Origin of the sequence: Microbacterium sp. MMO-35 (assembly GCF_037147555.1) — a bacterium.
Classification (GTDB): Bacteria; Actinomycetota; Actinomycetes; order Actinomycetales; family Microbacteriaceae; genus Microbacterium.
This window is the reverse complement of sequence record NZ_JBBCVH010000005.1, coordinates 113,085-131,175: the sequence shown is the minus strand read 5'-3', so window position 1 is coordinate 131,175 and position 18,091 is coordinate 113,085. Positions and strand designations below refer to the sequence as shown.

General features: G+C 70.3%; 19 protein-coding genes and 1 pseudogene. 13 read left to right on the top strand and 7 right to left on the bottom strand.

From position 1 onward, the window contains the following. The first annotated feature begins 99 nt into the window (after positions 1 to 99). The 4 genes from WFJ01_RS12240 to WFJ01_RS12225 all read left to right on the top strand — a co-directional run bounded on the left by WFJ01_RS12240 (position 100) and on the right by WFJ01_RS12225 (position 2,769). The gene (locus WFJ01_RS12240; RefSeq protein WP_336629170.1) at positions 100 to 1,497 is read left to right on the top strand and encodes a copper amine oxidase; all 1,398 of its coding nucleotides are present in this window, start codon (positions 100 to 102) and stop codon (positions 1,495 to 1,497) included. A gap of 144 nt (positions 1,498 to 1,641) precedes the next feature. Next, complete coding sequence (locus tag WFJ01_RS12235; protein ID WP_336629169.1) at positions 1,642 to 1,977, top strand: ArsR/SmtB family transcription factor; 336 nt, start codon at positions 1,642 to 1,644, stop codon at positions 1,975 to 1,977. Beyond that, positions 1,978 to 2,193: a hypothetical protein gene (locus tag WFJ01_RS12230; RefSeq protein ID WP_292888099.1), complete on the top strand. Its 216-nt coding sequence runs from the start codon at positions 1,978 to 1,980 to the stop codon at positions 2,191 to 2,193. It begins immediately after the preceding gene. A gap of 105 nt (positions 2,194 to 2,298) precedes the next feature. After that, complete coding sequence (locus WFJ01_RS12225; RefSeq protein ID WP_336629168.1) at positions 2,299 to 2,769, top strand: hypothetical protein; 471 nt, start codon at positions 2,299 to 2,301, stop codon at positions 2,767 to 2,769. Between the two features lie 33 nt (positions 2,770 to 2,802). Here WFJ01_RS12225 and WFJ01_RS12220 read toward each other — a convergent pair whose 3' ends face one another. Beyond that, entirely contained in the window at positions 2,803 to 3,123 is a 321-nt protein-coding gene (locus WFJ01_RS12220; RefSeq protein ID WP_251448136.1) for an ArsR/SmtB family transcription factor, read from the bottom strand. Between the two features lie 82 nt (positions 3,124 to 3,205). Here WFJ01_RS12220 and WFJ01_RS12215 point away from each other — a divergent pair, with 82 nt between their 5' ends. Both WFJ01_RS12215 and WFJ01_RS12210 read left to right on the top strand, forming a co-directional pair. Further along, entirely contained in the window at positions 3,206 to 4,435 is a 1,230-nt protein-coding gene (locus tag WFJ01_RS12215; protein WP_336629167.1) for an MFS transporter, read from the top strand. 144 nt (positions 4,436 to 4,579) lie between these two features. Continuing rightward, positions 4,580 to 6,409, top strand: coding sequence for a ParB-like protein (locus WFJ01_RS12210; RefSeq protein ID WP_336629166.1), 1,830 nt, complete (start codon positions 4,580 to 4,582; stop codon positions 6,407 to 6,409). A gap of 68 nt (positions 6,410 to 6,477) precedes the next feature. On the opposite strand, the gene WFJ01_RS12205 is transcribed toward WFJ01_RS12210, so the two are convergent. Continuing rightward, positions 6,478 to 8,274 carry an ABC1 kinase family protein gene (locus WFJ01_RS12205; RefSeq protein WP_336629165.1) on the bottom strand — a complete coding sequence of 599 codons (1,797 nt, stop codon included), beginning with the start codon at positions 8,272 to 8,274 and terminating at the stop codon, positions 6,478 to 6,480. 204 nt (positions 8,275 to 8,478) lie between these two features. Continuing rightward, positions 8,479 to 9,072, bottom strand: a complete 594-nt coding sequence (locus WFJ01_RS12200) for a PadR family transcriptional regulator (protein ID WP_251448124.1) — start codon at positions 9,070 to 9,072, stop codon at positions 8,479 to 8,481. A gap of 276 nt (positions 9,073 to 9,348) precedes the next feature. Here WFJ01_RS12200 and WFJ01_RS12195 point away from each other — a divergent pair, with 276 nt between their 5' ends. After that, positions 9,349 to 10,083 (top strand): ribonuclease H family protein, encoded by a 735-nt coding sequence (locus WFJ01_RS12195; RefSeq protein WP_336629164.1) that lies wholly within the window; start codon positions 9,349 to 9,351, stop codon positions 10,081 to 10,083. A gap of 175 nt (positions 10,084 to 10,258) precedes the next feature. On the opposite strand, the gene panB is transcribed toward WFJ01_RS12195, so the two are convergent. The 4 genes from panB to WFJ01_RS12175 are packed head-to-tail and all read right to left on the bottom strand — an operon-like array spanning position 10,259 to position 13,282. Beyond that, on the bottom strand, positions 10,259 to 11,128 hold the full coding sequence (gene panB, locus WFJ01_RS12190; protein ID WP_336629163.1) for a 3-methyl-2-oxobutanoate hydroxymethyltransferase: 870 nt from the start codon (positions 11,126 to 11,128) through the stop codon (positions 10,259 to 10,261). Next, the gene (gene panD, locus WFJ01_RS12185; RefSeq protein ID WP_292888165.1) at positions 11,125 to 11,517 is read right to left on the bottom strand and encodes an aspartate 1-decarboxylase; all 393 of its coding nucleotides are present in this window, start codon (positions 11,515 to 11,517) and stop codon (positions 11,125 to 11,127) included. Before panD ends, panB begins: the two co-directional genes overlap by 4 nt. Further along, positions 11,517 to 12,383 carry a pantoate--beta-alanine ligase gene (gene panC, locus WFJ01_RS12180; RefSeq protein ID WP_336629162.1) on the bottom strand — a complete coding sequence of 289 codons (867 nt, stop codon included), beginning with the start codon at positions 12,381 to 12,383 and terminating at the stop codon, positions 11,517 to 11,519. The genes panD and panC overlap by 1 nt, the downstream gene beginning before the upstream one ends. Next, positions 12,380 to 13,282 (bottom strand): DUF2520 domain-containing protein, encoded by a 903-nt coding sequence (locus WFJ01_RS12175; RefSeq protein ID WP_336629161.1) that lies wholly within the window; start codon positions 13,280 to 13,282, stop codon positions 12,380 to 12,382. The genes panC and WFJ01_RS12175 overlap by 4 nt, the downstream gene beginning before the upstream one ends. Positions 13,283 to 13,614: 332 nt before the next feature. On the opposite strand from WFJ01_RS12175, the gene WFJ01_RS12170 reads away from it, so the two are divergent. From WFJ01_RS12170 to WFJ01_RS12145, 6 genes and pseudogenes are all read left to right on the top strand, one after another. Then, the gene (locus WFJ01_RS12170) at positions 13,615 to 13,845 is read left to right on the top strand and encodes a FitA-like ribbon-helix-helix domain-containing protein (RefSeq protein WP_292888174.1); all 231 of its coding nucleotides are present in this window, start codon (positions 13,615 to 13,617) and stop codon (positions 13,843 to 13,845) included. Further along, positions 13,842 to 14,234 (top strand): type II toxin-antitoxin system VapC family toxin, encoded by a 393-nt coding sequence (locus WFJ01_RS12165; RefSeq protein WP_336629160.1) that lies wholly within the window; start codon positions 13,842 to 13,844, stop codon positions 14,232 to 14,234. Before WFJ01_RS12170 ends, WFJ01_RS12165 begins: the two co-directional genes overlap by 4 nt. A gap of 138 nt (positions 14,235 to 14,372) precedes the next feature. Further along, positions 14,373 to 14,690, top strand: a pseudogene (locus WFJ01_RS12160) (nucleotide pyrophosphohydrolase); the annotation flags it as partial. Positions 14,691 to 14,779: 89 nt separating this feature from the next. After that, positions 14,780 to 16,522 carry a DNA/RNA helicase domain-containing protein gene (locus tag WFJ01_RS12155; RefSeq protein WP_336629159.1) on the top strand — a complete coding sequence of 581 codons (1,743 nt, stop codon included), beginning with the start codon at positions 14,780 to 14,782 and terminating at the stop codon, positions 16,520 to 16,522. A 46-nt stretch (positions 16,523 to 16,568) separates the two neighbouring features. Continuing rightward, positions 16,569 to 16,895 (top strand): DsrE family protein, encoded by a 327-nt coding sequence (locus tag WFJ01_RS12150; protein WP_292888183.1) that lies wholly within the window; start codon positions 16,569 to 16,571, stop codon positions 16,893 to 16,895. Between the two features lie 77 nt (positions 16,896 to 16,972). Beyond that, positions 16,973 to 18,085, top strand: coding sequence for a nuclease-related domain-containing protein (locus WFJ01_RS12145; protein ID WP_336629158.1), 1,113 nt, complete (start codon positions 16,973 to 16,975; stop codon positions 18,083 to 18,085). The last annotated feature ends 6 nt before the right edge of the window (positions 18,086 to 18,091 follow it).

Below are 18,091 nucleotides of genomic sequence, written 5' to 3'. Positions count from 1 at the left end.
GCGGCGGTCCGTTCAGGGCCGCCGCCCCTCCTCCGTTCCAACCGATATTCCGGTGCCGATAGGCTGTCGGCATCGAGGAAGCACCCGGGGGGAAAGCCGATGATGCGCATCGCTGCGCGGAAGCCGAGGGGCGCATCGCGCGCACGTCTCGCCATCGTGGGAGCGGCCTGCGGCGCTCTGCTGCTGGCAGCCTGCACCGGCACAGCGCCGGAGACGACGGCGACGACGTCCGCGGCGTCCGCCCCGTGCACGGCGCCGGCCGCCGAGATCGGCACCGGCGGCAAGATCGGCCCCGCCGAGCGCCTCACCCGCACCCTCTCCAGCGGCGCGGTCTGGAGCCTCTGCTGGAACGTGGATCCGAAACGGGGGCTGATGCTCTCCGACATCCGCCTCGCGCCGCCCGACGCCCGGCCCATCCGAGTCATCTCCTCCCTCTCGCTCTCCCAGCTCGAGGTGCCCTATGACACCGGCGACAGCACCACCCACGACATCACCGAGGCCGGTTTCGGCGGCACCAAGATGCTGGCGCTGGACGACGCCTCCTGCACGGGCGACCGGCTGTCCACGGCGCTCCCCGACATCGACGACGGCGCCTACGGGAAGACGCGCACCAGGAAGGTGCTGTGCTCCGAGCAGGTCGACGGCGGCCTCTCCTACCACTCCAGCGCCTGGGCGACCCAGCCCCAGGCCGATGCCCGCCGCACCGACTGGCGGCTGTCCACGATCTCGCGCGTCGGCTGGTACGAGTACGTCACGCAGTACACGTTCGGCGCCGACGGATCCATCGCTGTCCAGCTCGGCGCGACCGGCGATCTCTCCCCCAACGACTTCACCGACGCGGCCCACGGATCCGACGTGGGCGATCACGAGTACGCGGCGAGCCACTCCCACAACGCGGTCTGGCGCGTGCACTGGGCGCTCGACGGCACGGGCGGACTCGCCGTGCAGCAGTACGACGCGACCCCGACCGGAGCGGACGGCGCGAAGGCCCCCGTGCTGAACGGATCCCTCACCCCGATCCCGGATCCGACGCTCGCGCAGTGGCAGGACCGCCGCTGGTGGCAGGTGCTGAACCCCGCCGTGGAGAACAGCGACGGACACCCGATCTCGTACCAGATCGAGCTCGCGCGCACCGACGGATTCGTGTTCTCGGACGATCATCGGCACGGTGCGACCGCGGGCTACGACGTCGCGTTCACGGACTTCGACGCCTGCCAGAAGTACGCGACGAAGAACCCGGGCGACTGCGGCAGCGGGGTGCGCGAGTTCGTCGAGCGCGGTGCGGACCGGGCGCTCTCGGACGTGGTGTCGTGGGTGGCGGTCGGGTTCCACCACGTGCCCCGGGATGAGGACCAGTCGCCCATGGAGCTGCACTGGCAGGGCTTCAGCCTGCTGCCGCGCGATCTCACTGCGACCCGTTTCGACGCGCCGCCGGGGTACGACGACCGCAACGGGCGCTACGACAGCCCGTGGAAGAGCCCCTCGCCCACGCCCTGAGCGGAGCGACGCCCTGAGCGCGGGACGCGGTCCGTCCTCTCGGGATCGGCGCTCCCCCTCTTGACGCTTCTCAGGACCCTCTTGACGCTTCTCAGGACAGATGTGTAAGTTTTTCCTTACATATGAAGCAAGGGAGTTGACAGCGTGAACGACGTCCGTCCGCAGCTCGCACTCAGCGCGAGGCTCGCCGCCATCGCGAGCGATCAGCGGATGCGCATCATCGCGCTCCTCGCCACGGAACGGCTGCACGTGAGCGAGCTCGCCCGCAGGGTCGGGATGTCACGGCCGCTGCTGTACATGCATCTCGCCAAGCTCGAGGAGGCCGGTTTCGTGACCGGGACCCTCGAGCTGGGCGAGGACGGCAAGGCGCTCAAGTACTTCGCGCTCACGCCGTTCGAGCTCGTCATCGACGCCGAGACCATCGTCACCGCCGTGAAGGCGGAATCCGAAGAAGCAACAGCACGTGAAGGAGAAGAGTAGATGGAGTACATCCCCTGGTTCGTCTGGATCGTGATCGCCGGCATCGCCGCCGGCGTCATCATCACCGTGACCAACACCCTCGCCGGGCGGAAGTCCGAGCTGACGCAGGCCCTCCGGCAGAACGCCGAGGTCAACGAGAAGCTGATCACCCGGCTCGACGGCATCGACGACCGCCTCCGCTCGGTCGAGAAGACGCTCAACGACATCCCCGGATGAGCGACGCGCAACCGCGTTCCGTGCGCGGCCGGGACGGGCGCCCGGACCGGATCCTCTCCGCACCGGAACCTGGCAGCCCCTCGGCTCGGGGCCTATCCTGACCGCATGACCGAGAACCCGGATCCGCATGTCGTCGCCGAGGGGCTGCTGCCGACGCCGTTCACTGCCGACGAGATCCGCGCCGCGCTGCGCGACGGGGCCGTGATCCGGGTGCGGATCGAAGCCCCCGACGGCACGGCCTCGGAGCGGATCAGCCGCTACTCCGAGGGCCGCGACGAGGACGTGCTGCTGGAGAGCCACCCCGTGGGAGCGCCCGAGACGGCGACCGGCGGACGGGTCTCCTGGCGGGAGCTGCAGGCGCACGCCGCATTCCCCGCCGACTGCACGGCGGTCGCCGACGACACGATCGAGCACCCGCTCGGGCGCCTCGAGTGCCTGCGGTACACCGTGAGCGACGACGACGGCGGCGCGGTGTTCTGGTTCGCGCTCGCGCATCCGGGGATGCCCGTGCGCTACGAGACCACCGATGCGTCCGGGACCACGCGCATCACGGTGCAGGAGATCACGGCGGACTGACCTCGCGCGTCGGGGTCGCCGAGCGCCCCGGTCTCAGGCGTCGGTCGAGCCCAGCACGGCGTCGAGCAGGCCCGGGAACCTCGCGTCGAGGTCGTCCCGGCGGAGCGTCAGGATGCGGCGACGTCCGTGGGGTTCGTTGCGGAGCACCCCTGCCTCCCGCAGCACCTTCATGAAGTGCGACTTCGTCGACTTCGGCAGGTTCGGATCCGTCGCGTGGCACGCCGCCATGTCCAGCGGGCCGTCGACGAGCTGGCGGGCGATCGACAGGCGCTCGGGGTCGCTGAGCGCGAAGAGCACCGCGGTGAGCTCGATCTCGGAGCGCTCCGGGTGCGGAAGGTCGACGGCCCCTGGCATGGTTCGATAATACTTGAACATTCCGGGCCAGGCGAGTAGCGTGCACATCGTTCGAGAATTCTCGAACAGATGAGGAGCCGCCATGACCACCCAGCCGATCGCGACGCCGCGGATCCCGGAGCCCGCCGCCCTGCCTGGGCGACCCGTGCGCACGCGCTTCGGGTTCGTCCTCGCGATCGTCGCCCAGATCCTGATGATGGCGGGAGCGAGCGCCCCCTCTCCCTTCTACCCGGTGCTGGCGCAGCACCTCGGTTTCGATGCGATCGTGATCACCGTCGTGTTCGCCGTCTACGCGGCCGCTCTGCTGCTCACGCTGCTCGCCGCCGGGTCGCTCTCCGACCACATCGGACGCCGCCCCGTGATCGTGACAGGGCTCGTCCTGCTCGCGGGCAGCATGCTGCTGTTCGGGAACGCCGGATCCGTGCTGCTGCTCGTGCTCGCGCGGATCCTGCAGGGCATCGCGAGCGGCCTGCTCATCGCCTCCCTCTCCGCGACGGTGCTCGACCTCGCGCCGCCGGCCCGCCCCGGGACGGCGGCGCTCTGGAACGCGCTGAGCCCCGGGATCGGCCTCGCCGCGGGCGCTCTCGTCGCCGCCCTCGCCCTCGATGCCACGGCAGAGGCGCTGCCCGAGGTGTTCACGCCCCTCGCGGCCGTGTATCTCGTGATCGCCGCGCTCGTGCTCATCGCCCCCGAGACGGCGCCTCTGCTTCCCGGAGCCTGGGCGTCGCTGCGCTTCCGCCTCTCGGTTCCCGCCGGGATCCGCGCCGAGTTCTGGCGGGCCGCGCCCGCGGTCATCGCCGGCTGGGCGACCGGCGGGCTGTTCCTCTCGCTCGGAGCGAGCATCGTCCGCGGCGAGCTCGGCGGCGGCGCGCACCTGTGGCAGGGGCTGGCCGTCGCGCTCCTCGCGGGCGTCGGCGCCGTCACCGCCTTCGCGATCCGGCACCGCTCGGCTCGCACGATCGTGATCTTCGGCGCCGCCGCACTCGCCGCGGGCACCGCTCTCTCCCTGCTCGCACTCGGGCTCGGCTCGCTGCCGGCGTATCTGGTGGCGGCCGCAGTGACGGGGATGGGCTTCGGCACCGCGTTCTTCGGCGTCGTCGGATCCCTCGCCCCGCGCATCCCGGCGACTCAGCGCGCCGACGCCTTCGCGGTGCTGTACCTGCTCGCGTACCTCGCCTTCGGCGTGCCGGCGGTCGTCGCCGGAGTGCTCGTCGCCGAGGTGGGGCTGGGGGCGGTCTGCGTCGGTTACGGCGTCGTCGTGATCGTGCTGTCGCTGATCGCGCTCGTGCTGCGCGTCCGCCGAGCCGACTGACTCGCACGCTCGGACCGGGATCGTGCTCCGGCACGGGCCGTGCGCGTCGGCGGTCATCCGCTGTTCACCCGGCCGCAACCAGCCGTCCGCCTCGGCTGGCCAGGCTCGGAGGGACTCCCCTTCCCCCGTTCCCCGGAGACCCTCGTGCCCCTGCTCCGCTCGCGTCGCACGCTCGCCGTCGCGCTCGCCTCCTTCCTCGCCCTCGGCGGATCCGTCCTCGCCGCCGTCCCCGCGTCCGCCGCGGAGACGCCCACCGACGTCAAGGACGCCTCGTGCTCCGTCGGCGACCTCCGCGACCTGTGCGCTCCCGTGGGCGAACTGCTCGACGTGCGCGTCGGCGACGTGCACCCGACCCAGCCCTCGCTCGGCTACGACGAGGTCTACTACAAGCTCGGCCGCTACGACGCCGCACTCTCGAAGGACGCGATCAACAAGAAGTTCGCCGACTGGTGCGAGGCCAACGGCCAGCAGGACGCCGCGAGCGCCCAGCCGGGCGCGACGCTGACGGATCCGTCCACCTTCACCTGCACGGTCCCGGTCGGCAGCGAGACGGCCGACACGATCGCCCCGATGAAGACCGTCGTGATCGGCCCGAAGGGCGTGCTGTACCTCACGGACGGACACCACACGCTCACCTCTTTCCAGGAGAACAGCGGTCCCGACGTGCACGTGCGCCTGCGCGTGCTCGGCAACCTCTCCGGCCTGTCGGATGCGGACTTCTGGGCCGCGATGCAGGCGAACAAGTGGGCCTGGCTGCGCGACGTGGACGGCGACGCGATCACACCCGCCCAGCTGCCTGCGAACGTGGGGCTGTCGAATTTCGAGGACGACCGCTTCCGCAGCATCCTCTACTTCGCACGCGACATCGGCTACGCCGCCGACGGCGCCGTGCCGTTCCAGGAGTTCTACTGGGGCACCTGGCTGCGCACCCGCACAGACATCCCCGTCGCCGGCTGGAACCAGGACGACTGGGCCGGATCCCTCGCGCTCGTCAAGCAGCTCTCCCAGGCGCAGGTCGCGCTCGGCGCGGGCACCGTCGTCGACCCGCAGTCCGGCTACACCGCGGGCGATCTCAGCGTGCTCGCCGCCTGGAACGACGGCAAGGCCGAGGGCAAGGGCGAGTGGGCGAAGCTCGCGAAGCCGTACTCCGACGCCAAGCCCGGCAAGCTCGCGTACATGACCGAGTACCGCCTGCGGAACGTGCCCGCCCCCACAGCTCCCGCCGCTCCCGCCGCTCCGCTCGCCGTCGTCGGCGGCACGTCGCCCGCCGGCTCCCACGTCGCGGTCTCGTGGTCGGCGCCCGCCGACGGCGGCTCGGCGCTCACCGGCTACACCGTCGCGCTCGGCGTCGCCCGGTCGGCCGAGGTCGACGCCCGCGCCACGTCGTTCTCGTTCGACGGGGTCGCCCCCGGTTCGTACGCGCTCACGGTCACCGCGCACAACGCGATCGGGTCGACCGCCTCCACCGGAACGCCGGTCGTGGTCGCCGACCCCGCCACCGTGCGGGGCGCCGTCGCGATCACCGGCGCGCTGAGGCCGGGCGGCGCCGTCACGGTCACCGCGAACGGCCTCGCCGCCGACGCCTCGGGCTTCGCGGTCGAGGTGCACTCCGAGCCGGTGTCACTGGGCACGGGCAGCACGGATGCCAGCGGCGCCTTCACGCTGCAGGCCGCGCTGCCGGCCTCTCTGCCCGCCGGGGCGCACACGGTGACCGTGTCGTTCAACGGCACCCCGGTCGCCTCGGCCGCCTTCACGGTGGCGGCCGCGGGCGGCGGCGACGGAACCAGCACGACTCCCGGATCGGGGTCGGCCGGGTCCGGTTCGGCGTCCCGCGGATCCGGATCCGGAGTCTCGGGCACCCTCGCGACCACCGGATCCGAGGCGCCGATCGGGCTCGGAATCGCCGGTGCGATCGTGATCGCCGCCGGCGTGCTGCTGCTCGCACGACGCCGCACCCACGTCGGCGAGGACTGACGCGGCTACAGCGCGAAGGGCGCACGACCGCGATCCAGTCGTGCGCCCTTCGTCGTGCCGAGGCTCGATCAGCGCGGTCCGCGCCGGAACAGCCCCGCGAACAGCGCGTGCAGCAGCGGCAGCGCCGAGACACTCATCAGCACGGTGCCCAGCACCGGGTTCGCGGTGAGCACGAGCGCGCCGGCGATGAGCAGTGCCGCGAACAGGAGGGCCGAGACGCCGCGCCGGACGAGTCCGTCGATCCGGTCCAGTCGGCGCTCGATCCGTGACGTGTCGAAGGTGACGGATCCCTCGTCGACCCGGGTGATGATGTCGTCGATCCGCTTCGGCAGCCGCCAGAGGATGCCCGCGTTCGACACGGCCTGCTGAGACAGGTCCCGCACGACGTTGCCGCTCTCGTCGGCCAGCAGCCGGGTGGCGTAGGGCTCGATCGACTCCCAGATGTTGAACTGCGGATCCAGTCCGCTGCACATGCCCGACGTGAGCGACACCGCCCGGATGAGCAGGAGGAGCCCCTCGGGCAGCTGCACGGGCAGCGAGCGCATCGTGTCGCCGAACTCCTCGGCGAAGCCCTGGAACTCGCGCGGATCCACATCGCGGAGCTCGGCGAAGCCCATCCCGCCGAACCGCGCGAACAGGGCGCTGAGCGCCCGTTCGAGCTCGCGATTCTCGGCGGACGGCATGAGCACGCCGATCTCCTGGGCGGCCGCGACCATGCCCTTCCCGTCGCGGGACGCCGCGGCGATGAAGAGCGTGCGCAGCCCGTGCCGGATCCCCTCCGGAACCTCGGCCATCATCCCGAAGTCGATGAACGTGAGGCGCCAGGCCGGGTGCGCCGCATCGGCGCCGGTCGCCGAGCCCGGCACGGGCGGTGCGGCGCCCGGTATCCCGACCCCGCCCGCGCGGTGCGGCGTCACGAAGATGTTCCCCGGATGCGGATCCGCGTGCACGAACCCGTGCGTGAAGAGCTGGTCGAACATGACCTCGGCGAACACCCTCGCCACGTCGGCCGGGTCGATGCCCGCCGCGCGCAGGGCGTCGACGTCGTTGATCTTGATCGCGGTGACGTCGGCGAGCGTGAGCACGCGGCGGGTGGTGCGCTCCCAGGCCACGGCCGGCGCGTCGACCCGCGGATCCCCCGCGAAGTTCTCGGCGAACCGCTCCGCGGCGGCGGCCTCGTGCAGGTAGTCGATCTCCTCGAGGCTGGTCTGCGCGAACTCCTCGACGAGGGCGGGCGCATCGACCCGGTCGGCGACGAACCGGATGCGGCGCAGCCACCCGCCGACCCGGCGGAGGGCGGCGAGATCGGTCGCGACGACCTGATCGATCCCGGGGCGCTGCACTTTCACGACGACGTCGGCGAACCCGGTCACCGCCGCGTCCTCATCGGACAACCGGGCGCGATGCGCCTGGCCGAGCGAGGCGGCGGCGAGGGGCGTCTCGTCGAAGGACGCGAAGGCGCGCTCGAGCGGCACTCCGAGCTCGGCCTCGGCGAGCACGCGGATCCGATCCACCGGCACCGCGGGCACCTCGTCCTGCAGGCCGGCGAGCTCGGCCGTGATCTCGGGGGGCAGCACGTCCAGCCGCGACGACATGAACTGGCCGACCTTGATCATGAGGCCGCCCAGCTCGACCGCGAGCACGTGGAAGCGCTGCGCGAGGGTGCGCATGCGGCGCTCCCGGCTCTTCTCGGCGACTCCGGTCAGGCCGAGCCGCGGCAGAGCGAGCTCGAACCACCAGGTCTGCACGAGCACGCGTGCGGCGAACGCGAGGATCCGCCGGTAGCGCGCCCGCAACGGAGGGGCCTGATCTCCGGCCGCGCCTGTGGGCTTCGCCGGGGCTCCCGGGCTCCGATCATCGACCATGCGGATGCGCCTCCCGTCCCATCTTCCCGCGCGGGGACCGCGCGAGCATCCCCGGCACCGTCGCCGTGCCGAGCACCGGGCACAGGGGCCGATCGACGGTGCGGTCGAGCCGGCGGGATCGCGCAAGCACGTCCGGCGAGACCCTCGGGAGCGGGACGGCCGACGCCGCCCCCGCCCTTCGTCGCTCTCCCGAATCGTCCGCCATCAGTCGGCGAGGATCGCGTACAGACGGCGACGCGCTTCGTCGAGCACGTCGATCGCCTGCTGCACCTGCTCCGGAGTGCCGGTGCGCGCGACCTGCGCCGCAGCCCCCGCGAGGTCGACCCCCGCCTTGGGCAGCGCGCCGAACGACGCCGCGCCCGCGCGAGCGCCGGAGCCCTCCCACGGAGGGGCGCCGGCCTCGTCGGCGACGGCGCGACCCGCCTCGGTGAGCGAGTACGTCTTGCGACCGCCCTGCTCGGCGGCCTCGATGAGCCCCTCGTCCGCGAGCAGCTGCAGCGTGGGATAGACGGATCCGGCACTCGGCTTCCAGGAGCCGCCGCTGCGCTCCTCGATCTCCTGGATGATCTGGTAGCCGTGCATGGGCTGCTCGGAGAGCAGCGCGAGCACGGCGGCGCGCACGTCGCCGCGCGCCATGCGCGGGGCCTGAGGGCGCTGGTCGAAGGCGGAGCGCAGGTGCTCCATCGCCTCCCAGAGACCGGCCGTCGGGTTCATCCCCGGGCGTCCGCCGAAGCCTCGCCCTCCTCCGGGACCGAACCCCGGCCCGCCGAATCCGCGCGGTCCATATGCGTTGTCCATGACGACCTCCTCGATTCCCGCTCACCCCGAGCGATAGTCAACGATATGTCGCTATGTATCGGAAGGGAAGACTCTGATTCGGATCCACCCCCGAACTTCACCAGGTCCTCAGACCCTACCGCGCACGATTCAGGCTGGATCTCGCCGCGACTCCGCGACGCCAGCCGAAACGGACGGCTCTCAGACCGCAGCCTGAGTTATGCGCGGGTGGCCGCCCCACGCCACGACCCTGCCGCCACGCCCGGGCCGCGCTTCCCCACGCCCTACGGTGGAGGGATGACGATCACCGCCGCGGCAGACGGATCCGCCCTGGGCAACCCCGGCCCCAACGGCTGGGCCTGGTACATCGACGACGCCAATTGGGCCGCCGGGGGATCCCCGCACGGCACGAACAACCAGGGCGAGCTGCGCGCCGTGCTCGAACTGCTGCAGGCGACGGAGGACGTCGCCGGCGAGAAGCTCGTGATCGAGTGCGACAGCCGGTACGTGATCGACTCCGTCACCAAGTGGATGCCCGGCTGGAAGCGCAAGGGCTGGCGCAAGTCCGACGGCGGTCCGGTGCTCAACCGCGACCTGCTCGAGGGCATCGATGAGGCGCTGCGGGGGCGCGACGTGTCGTTCACCTGGGTCAAGGGCCACGCCGGGCATCCGCTGAACGAGGCCGCCGATCAGCGCGCGAACGCCGCCGCGACCGCATACCAGCGCAAACAGGATCCCGACCGCGGCCCGGGGTTCACCGCAGCCGCATCTGCGGCGGGTGATGCGCCCGCCGTGCTCGACGAGCCCCTCGTCGCAGCCGCGGTGCCGCTTCCCGTCGTCGCGCCCTCCGCCGCCCCGGCGCCCGCCCTGTGGGCCGAGGCTTCCGACCTGCTCGACGGGCTCGATCTGCCGGCCGACACCACCCCGATTGAGCTGCGGGTGACGCTCAGCGCCTCCGAGCACGCACGCCTCCGCGACCGTGCCGACGCCCAGGGCGTGACCCTGGAAGAGGCGCTGCGCCGCCTGATCTGACCGGGCGCGGGGCCGCCGCGGCGCCGCTAACGTGCGCCATCTTCGGAGTTGTACGCCAACGTCGGACGGATCCGCGGAAGGGATCCGAAGAACCGGCACATCTCCGAGCAAAGCGCACGCGCAAGCCGGGCTCCGTCCAAGCACCGCGCCGGACACCACCCTCGGCGGTCCCGTGCTATCGCGCCGCGAGCAGCTCCCGCAGGCGCACGGCCTCCTCGGCCGGCATGGCGTACGTGTGCTCGGGAGCGGGATACACGTGACCGCGCACCTCGTCGGCATAGGCGGTCACGCCGTCGATCGCGGCCACGCGCAGATCCGCGTACCGCTTGACGAACTTCGCCGCGCCGCCGTCGTAGATGCCGAGCAGGTCGTGGAACACGAGCACCTGACCGTCGGCGGCGGATCCGGCGCCGATCCCGATCACCGGGATGTGGATCAGCGCCATCAGCGCCTCCGTGACCTCGCTCGGCACCGCCTCGACGACGAGCAGCGAGCAGCCCGCATCCTGCAGGGCGATCGCGCTGTCGATCACGGCGAGGGCGGCCTCGGCGGTGCGCCCCTGCGAACGGTAGCCGCCGAGGGAGGTGGCGGTCTGCGGGGTGAGCCCGACGTGGCCGACGACGGGGATCCCCGCCTCCACGAGCGCCCGGGCGCGCTGCACGGAGGTGCCGCCGCGCTCGATCTTGACCAGGTCGCAGCCGGTCTCCTTGACGAAGCGCTGGGCCGTGGCGAGCGCCTGCGCATCGGACGTCTCATACGACCCGAACGGCAGATCCGCGACGAGCAGGGGCTTCGTGAGCCCGCGCCGGACCGCCTTCGTGAGCATGACCATCTCGTCGACCGAGACGGGCACCGTGCTGTCGTAGCCGAGCACCGTCATCGCGGCGGAGTCGCCGACGAGCACCATGTCGACGCCCGCGGCCTCGGCGATCTGCGCACCGGGATGGTCGTAGGCGGTGACCATGACGATCGGTTCGCCGACCGCCTTCTTCGCGGTGAGGTCGCCGAGCGTGAGGCGACGGGTGGGGGCGGCGTGCGCGCTCATGCCAGGGCCTCCGTGAGCAGTGTGCCGACGGCGTCGTCGACCTGGATGATCGTGTTGGTCCGGTCGACGTGCACCACGGTCGGGACGTAGTCGGTGAGGTCCTCGGGGGCGTAGTCGGCGTAGGAGATGACGATGACGGTGTCTCCCGTGTGCACGAGCCGGGCGGCCGCGCCGTTGACCTGGATCACTCCGGATCCGCGTTCCCCCTCGATCGTGTACGTCTCGAATCGGGATCCGTTGTCGACGTCGACGACGTGCACCTGCTCGTGCGGGAGGATGTCGGCCGCCTCGAGCAGGTCGGGATCGATCGTGATGGATCCGACGTAGTGCAGATCGGATCCGGTGATCGTGGCGCGGTGGATCTTCGACTTCAGCATGGTGCGTCGCATCAGGCGTCGCCTCTCCTGTCGGCAGAGCGGAGGGTGTGGTTGTCGATGAGCCGAGCCGCCCCCACCTGGGCGGCGACGGCGAGCAGCGCGTCGCCGTCGAGGAGGGTGATCGGCTGCAGAGTCTCGGCGTCGCGGAGCTCGAGGTACTCGGGAGCGATGCCCGCGTCGGCGAGGACGGCGTGGGCCGCGGCGATGATCGTTCCGGCGTCCCGCTCCCCCGCGTTCGCGAGTGCCTGCGCGGCGTCGAGCGACCGGTTGAGCGCGGTGGCCTGGGCGCGGGCGGCGGGTTCGAGGTAGACGTTGCGCGAGCTCATGGCGAGCCCGTCGGCCTCCCGCACGATCGGGCAGGCCTCGATCCGCACGTCGAGGTTCAGGTCGCGCACGAGCCGGCGGACCACGAGCACCTGCTGCGCATCCTTCTGCCCGAAGTAGGCGACGTCGGGAGCCACGATGCCGAACAGCTTGGCGACGACGGTGGCGACGCCGTCGAAGTGATGCGCGCCGCGGACCGCCCCGTCGAGCACGTCGGTGACTCCGGCGATGTGGATCGTCGTGGCGAAGCTGTCGGGGTAGATCTCGGACGGTTCGGGCGCGAACAGGATGTCGACACCGTGGTCATCGGCCATCGCGGCGTCGCGAGCCTCATCACGCGGGTAGCGGCTGAGGTCTTCGTTCGCACCGAACTGCGTCGGATTGACGAAGAGCGACACGACCACGAGGTCGTTGTTCCTCCGAGCCTCGTCCATCAGCGACAGGTGCCCGTCGTGGAAGGCGCCCATGGTGGGAACGAGGCCGACGGTCCTGTCCTGGCGCCTGGCCGCGCGGACGGCCTCGCGGACCTCGGCGATCGTGCGGATGATCCTCATGCGCGGGTCCTCTCGGCCGACGAGCTCGCCCCCGCCGGGGTCGTCGGGCGAGCGTCGCCCGCGGCCGTCGAGCGGGCGGCACCCGCGGTCGTCGAGGGAGCGTCCCCCGCCGGCGTCGAGGGGATATCCCCCGGGGTCGTTGAGCGAGCGGAGCGAGACGAAACGCGGTCACTGGCATGTCCGGCGAGCACCCGGGTCTGCGCGATCAGCGCATCGACGACCGGGAGCAGTTCCGGGTCGCCTTCCGCGATGGCCGCCCGCTGCCTCGCTGCCGTCTTCTCATCGCCGCGAGCGATCGGTCCGGTGAGGACCTCGGCCGCGCCGCGCTCAGCCCAGTTCTCGACCGTCTGCCGCACGAGAGGGGCGAGAGCCGCTCGCGCCTCCGCAGAGGGAATCCCCGCGGATCCGGCCACCCGTTCGGCCGCATCCAGCACCGCGAGCAGCAGGTTCGAGGCGATCGACGCCGACGCGTGATACCCGGCGCGGTGCGCATCGTCGACCCGGAACGGGAGTGCGCCGAGCGCGCGAGCGATGCCATCCGCTGCCGCGAGCGCCTGCTCCGTGCGCCCGTCGATCGCCGCGCCGATGCCTCGGAAGACGGCCGGCGGCTCGGATCCGGTGAAGGTCTGCAACGGGTGGACGCTGAAGTCGACGTCGTCGAGCCCCGTCGCGCCGGAGACGTGGCCGACGAGTGCTGCGTGCGGGCGCGCGGCCTCCGCCGCGTCGTGGATCGCCGCGTCGGGCACGCACAGGAGGGCGACGTCGACCGCGGGCATCGCCTCGCCCCGGCGCAGCGACCCGAACGCCGTGAACCCGACATCCCGCAGCGCTCGCGCGAGCACGCCGCCGAGGCGCCCGGCGCCGACGACGGCGATGCTGCGGCCGGGTGCGGCAGGCACGAAAGAGGAAGTCGGATTCATTGTTGGACCCCGGTCGGGATCGACGCCCGGGACGGGTCGAGTATCCGCCCGCGAGGGGATCCGGGACAAATCGGAGATCAGTCCGACACGTGATAAGGAGCTCAGTTGGACTTTGTGTGCTTTGATTGAGCAGCTGACTCACCAGTACGCTCCAGAGTCTCAGTGAGACCTTCGCCCTGCACCGCCCACACCGGCGACGAGTTGTCCCCCGATTCAGCCCCGGAACACACCAGCCATCACGCCCCCGTACAGACTGCATGCATGGCGATCCTCAACTGTCAGATCGGGAAACATGCATGCATACTGTAAGCATGCCGAACGTGCTGATCCGCGACCTCGATCCGGCGGTGCACTCGGTGCTGTCCGCGCGGGCCGAAGCGCGCGGACAGTCCCTGCAGCAATATCTGACCGGAGAACTGACGCGGCTGGCGTCCCGCCCGACGCTGCCGGACATGCTTGCCGAGCTGGAGCAGCGGCCACCCCAGCACGTCCCCCGCGCGGCGATCCTGAAGGCGATTCAGGATGGTCGTCGCGGTCGATGATCCTCGTCGATGCCTCGGTCGTCGTCGAACTGATCGGTGAGCACGGTTCCGCCTCTCGACTGCATGAGCGCATCCTGGGTGAGACGCTCCTCGCACCCGACTTCCTGCCCGTCGAAGTCGCCTCAGCCTTGCGGGGATTGCACCTCGGGGGGCACCTCGAGGATCATGCTCTCGTCATCGCCGCCGATGATCTCCTCCGCATCCCCATCGACTTGCACCCGTCTCTGCCGCTGACTCCGCGGATACTCGCACTCCGACACAATTTCTCCGCCTACGACGCGGCCTATGTCGCACTGGCCGTGGCGTTCCACTGCCCCTTGATGACACTCGACCGCCGGCTGGCCAAGGCTGCGCAAGCGCACTGCGAAGTCGAGGTCGTGCCCGCCTGAGTGAGCGCAAGACGTCACCGCTCGGCATGGGACGGTCGAGGTTACCGCTCGACGTGGAACCCCCGAGCGAGGCGGTCGTTGCACCGACTTCGTCGCGAACGCTCCTCGACCGAAGGCAGGATCCGTTAGCCTCGCCCCATGCCGTCCCCCGCCACGCTCGCCGCCCTCCGCGCCTTCGTCGAGGAGCGCGATTGGGATCAGTTCCACTCGCCGGAGAACCTCGCCAAGAGCATCTCGATCGAGTCCGGCGAGCTGCTGGAGTGCTTCCAGTGGGGGTCCGACTTCGACCAGACGCGCGTCGAGGAGGAACTCGCCGACGTCGTCACGTACTGCATCCACCTGGCGAACCGCATCGGCGTCGATCTCGACGAGATCGTGCTGCGCAAACTCGAATCGACCCGCGAAAAGTATCCGGCCGACCAGGCGCGCGGCCGCATGGTGAAGTACACGCAGCTGGCCGCCGAGCGCGCGGGCGACGCCGAGCGGGCCGATTCCGACTCTGAAGCGTCGGCGAACCCCGAAGGCGCCAAGGGGCTGGGCCTGCCATGACCGGCTTCCGCATCGAGAGCCTGCCGTTTCGACGCATCTTGCTCGATCAGCAGGCAAGAGACGACCCGCGCCTTTCGAATTGGCCTGTCGTCTATGTCATCGACGGCGCCCAGCGGCGGCCGAGACCCGGGCTCTACGTCGGTGAGACCGTGAACGCACACCAGCGGATGGTTCAGCACCTGGGCGGCCCGAAGCGGGATGCGCGACTCGACACGGTCCGTGTCATCGTCGACGAACGATTCAACAAGTCTGCGTGCCTCGACCTCGAGTCGCACCTGATCCGGTGGTTCTCCGGCGACGCGCAGTACGAGGTCCTTAATAGCAATGCCGGACTCACCGCAGACGCGCAGTACTACGAGCGTGAGTCGTATCGGAAGTCGTTCCAAGACGTCTTCGACGCACTGCGTGCCGAAGGGCTGTTCACACGGAGCATCGCGGACATCGAGAACAGCGACATGTTCAAGTTGTCGCCCTTCAAGGCGCTGTCCACGGATCAGAACATCGCCGTGGACGGGATACTCAAGGCGCTCATCCAGGACCTCCGTGCACCTGGCTCCGACTCGACCCTGATCGTCCAGGGCGGACCGGGCACGGGCAAGACCATCATCGCGATCTTCCTCATGAAGCTGCTCGCCGACATCAACGCGCACCAGCCGAACGACGATCTCGAGTTCGATTCGATCTTCGCCGACTACTTCCTCGAGGGAAACCGCGAGATTCTGTCCCATCTGCGCATGGCGCTCGTCATCCCGCAGCAGTCGCTTCGCGAATCGGTGAAGCGGGTGTTCGCCAAGACGCCGCGGCTGGACCCCAAGAGCGTCATGACCCCTTTCCAGCTGGCCGAAGCCGACGACGACTTCGACCTCGTCTTCGTCGACGAGGCGCATCGACTGGGCCAGCGGGCGAATCAAGCCTCAGGCGTGCAGAACGGAAAGTTCCGTGACATCAATATCGCGCTGTTCGGGACCGACGACGCGAAACACACACAGCTCGATTGGATCCGTGCACGCAGCCGCCACCAGATTCTGCTGATCGACGAGGAACAGAGCGTGCGGCCGCACGATCTCTCGACGGCGACCCTTCGAGAGGAAGTCCGTTCGGCGCAGGAGCGAGAGCACTACTTCCACTTGATGACCCAGATGCGTGTCAAGGCCGGCTCGGACTACATCGGCTTCGTTCGCGCCGCGCTGCGCGGCGAGGATCCGATCCGCCCAGATCTCGGCGACTACGAGCTGCGATTCTTCGATGACCTCGGTGCCATGCGTGAGGCGATCCGGGTAGCCGACCGCGCGGCAGGCCTGTCGCGTCTCGTCGCAGGATACGCGTGGGACTGGGTATCGAAGAAGAACCCGGCTGCGTTCGACATCGCCCTCGACGGCGAGCAGATGCGCTGGAACAAGGCCGAAAAGGACTGGATCAACTCTCCGGGCTCCCTCGACGAGGTCGGTTCGATCCACACCGTGCAGGGCTACGACCTCAACTACGCGGGGGTGATCATCGGGCCCGACCTGCGGGCGGATCCGACGACCGGTCGGATCTTCGCCGATCGCAACCGCTACCGCGACAAGAAGGGCAAGGAGAACACCGGATCCTTCGCCGGCGGTTTCTCCGACGAGCAGCTGCTCACGCTCATCCGCAATATCTACGGCGTCCTTCTCACCCGTGGCATGCGGGGAACCTTCGTCTACGTGTGCGACCCGGACCTGCGGGAACGATTGCGGAGCGTGTTCGCCCGCTGAGAGCGACTCCGCGCATTCATCGAGCGGGATGCGCGAGGATGACCCCATGACTCTTCAGCGCACCGTTCTGCTGCACGTGTCCGGACAGCCTGCGGACGTCGCACGGGCCATCGGCATGGCCGGCATCCTGCACAGCGAACGCCCGGAGACGCGGATCCGCATCATCGTGAACGGGCCGGCGATCCCCGGAGTCGCCGCCGGAGCCGCACCTCTTCCGCCGACCGAGGTCGCCACGGTCGAGGCGTGCGAAGGCGGCCTCCGCGGCCACCGGATTCCGGTCGACCAGCTCCAGCCCGGTGTGATCACGGTGCCTGCCGCGACCGTCGCGCTCAGCGACGCCCAGTTCGATGGGGCCGCCTACATCCGCGTCTGATCGACGTTGCGGATCCGGTCTGCGCCACGCGCGGACGACGCGCCGGGAAAGTCGGTGGACGCTGATTGGCTGGACGGATGGAGATCCCCACTCTGGTCCTGCTCGTCGTCGTCGCGGTGCTGATCATCGCCTTCGCGCTCACGGTGTGGGGTTTGAGCCGCCGCAATCGGCGCGTCAACGACGAGCTGCGGCGCCGCTATGCCGACGAGGAGAGCTCGCTCGTCGAGCGCCAGGCCAGTGCGACGCGTGAACTGCAGAGCACGCACGACGAGGCGCTCGCCGGGCTGACCGCCCGCCACGACACCGAGACGAAGCAGCGTCTCGACGCGCACGCGGAACAGGTGCGCACACTCACCGCCGAGCGCGACGCCGCGATCGCCAACGAGGAGGGCTCCCGGCTCCTCGCCGGCCGCGGTCTGCGCTGGGAGCTCGCATCCCGTGAGGTGCTCGTCGACGCCTGTGAGGCGGCCGGGCTGGATGCGATCGTCGCGACCAACATTGTGTTCTCGCCGCGTGACGAAGGATCTCTCGCCCCGTACTGCGCGCAGCTCGACCATCTTGTGATCACCGAGAAGGCCGTCGTACTGGTCGACAGCAAGAACTGGAAGGGCCTCATTCTCGACGGCAAGAAGCCCTCGTCGCTCGCGGGAGCGCTCGGGGTGCTGTTCGACGAGAACGCGCTGCCGACGTCATTCGCAATCTCGGTGACGCCGGACGGCGCCGAGCGTCTCGACGTGCGCACCCACCTCGGCTCCGATTCCCCCGCCTCGCAGGTTCGGCGTCAGGCGCGTCGTTTTCATCAGCACCTGCTTGCACAACACGGCTCCGCGCCCTACGTGCAGACCTGCGTGTTCTACTCGCACCCCGACGCGCGTCTGTGGACGAGCGGTCTCGACGAGACCGCGCACGCGCAGCCGACGCGCATCACTTCGGTCCGGACGATCCAGAAGGCGCTCCTCGACGCGCAGACCGGCGGCCCCGCCGGCCCCGCCGGCCCTTCGTCGCACCAGCTCACGCAACTCGTCGCGACGGTGCGCGAGCTCGGCGCCGACCTGCACGGCACCGGACGCTTCGCCTCGGAGTTCCGCAGCTCGGTGCCTCTGACCTTCCGGATGCCGGCGCGCGGCGCTCTCTCGCCTGCTGCTGCGGATGGACCGCGGATCCGGGAGTCGCGAGGCGCCCGGACCTGAGTCGCC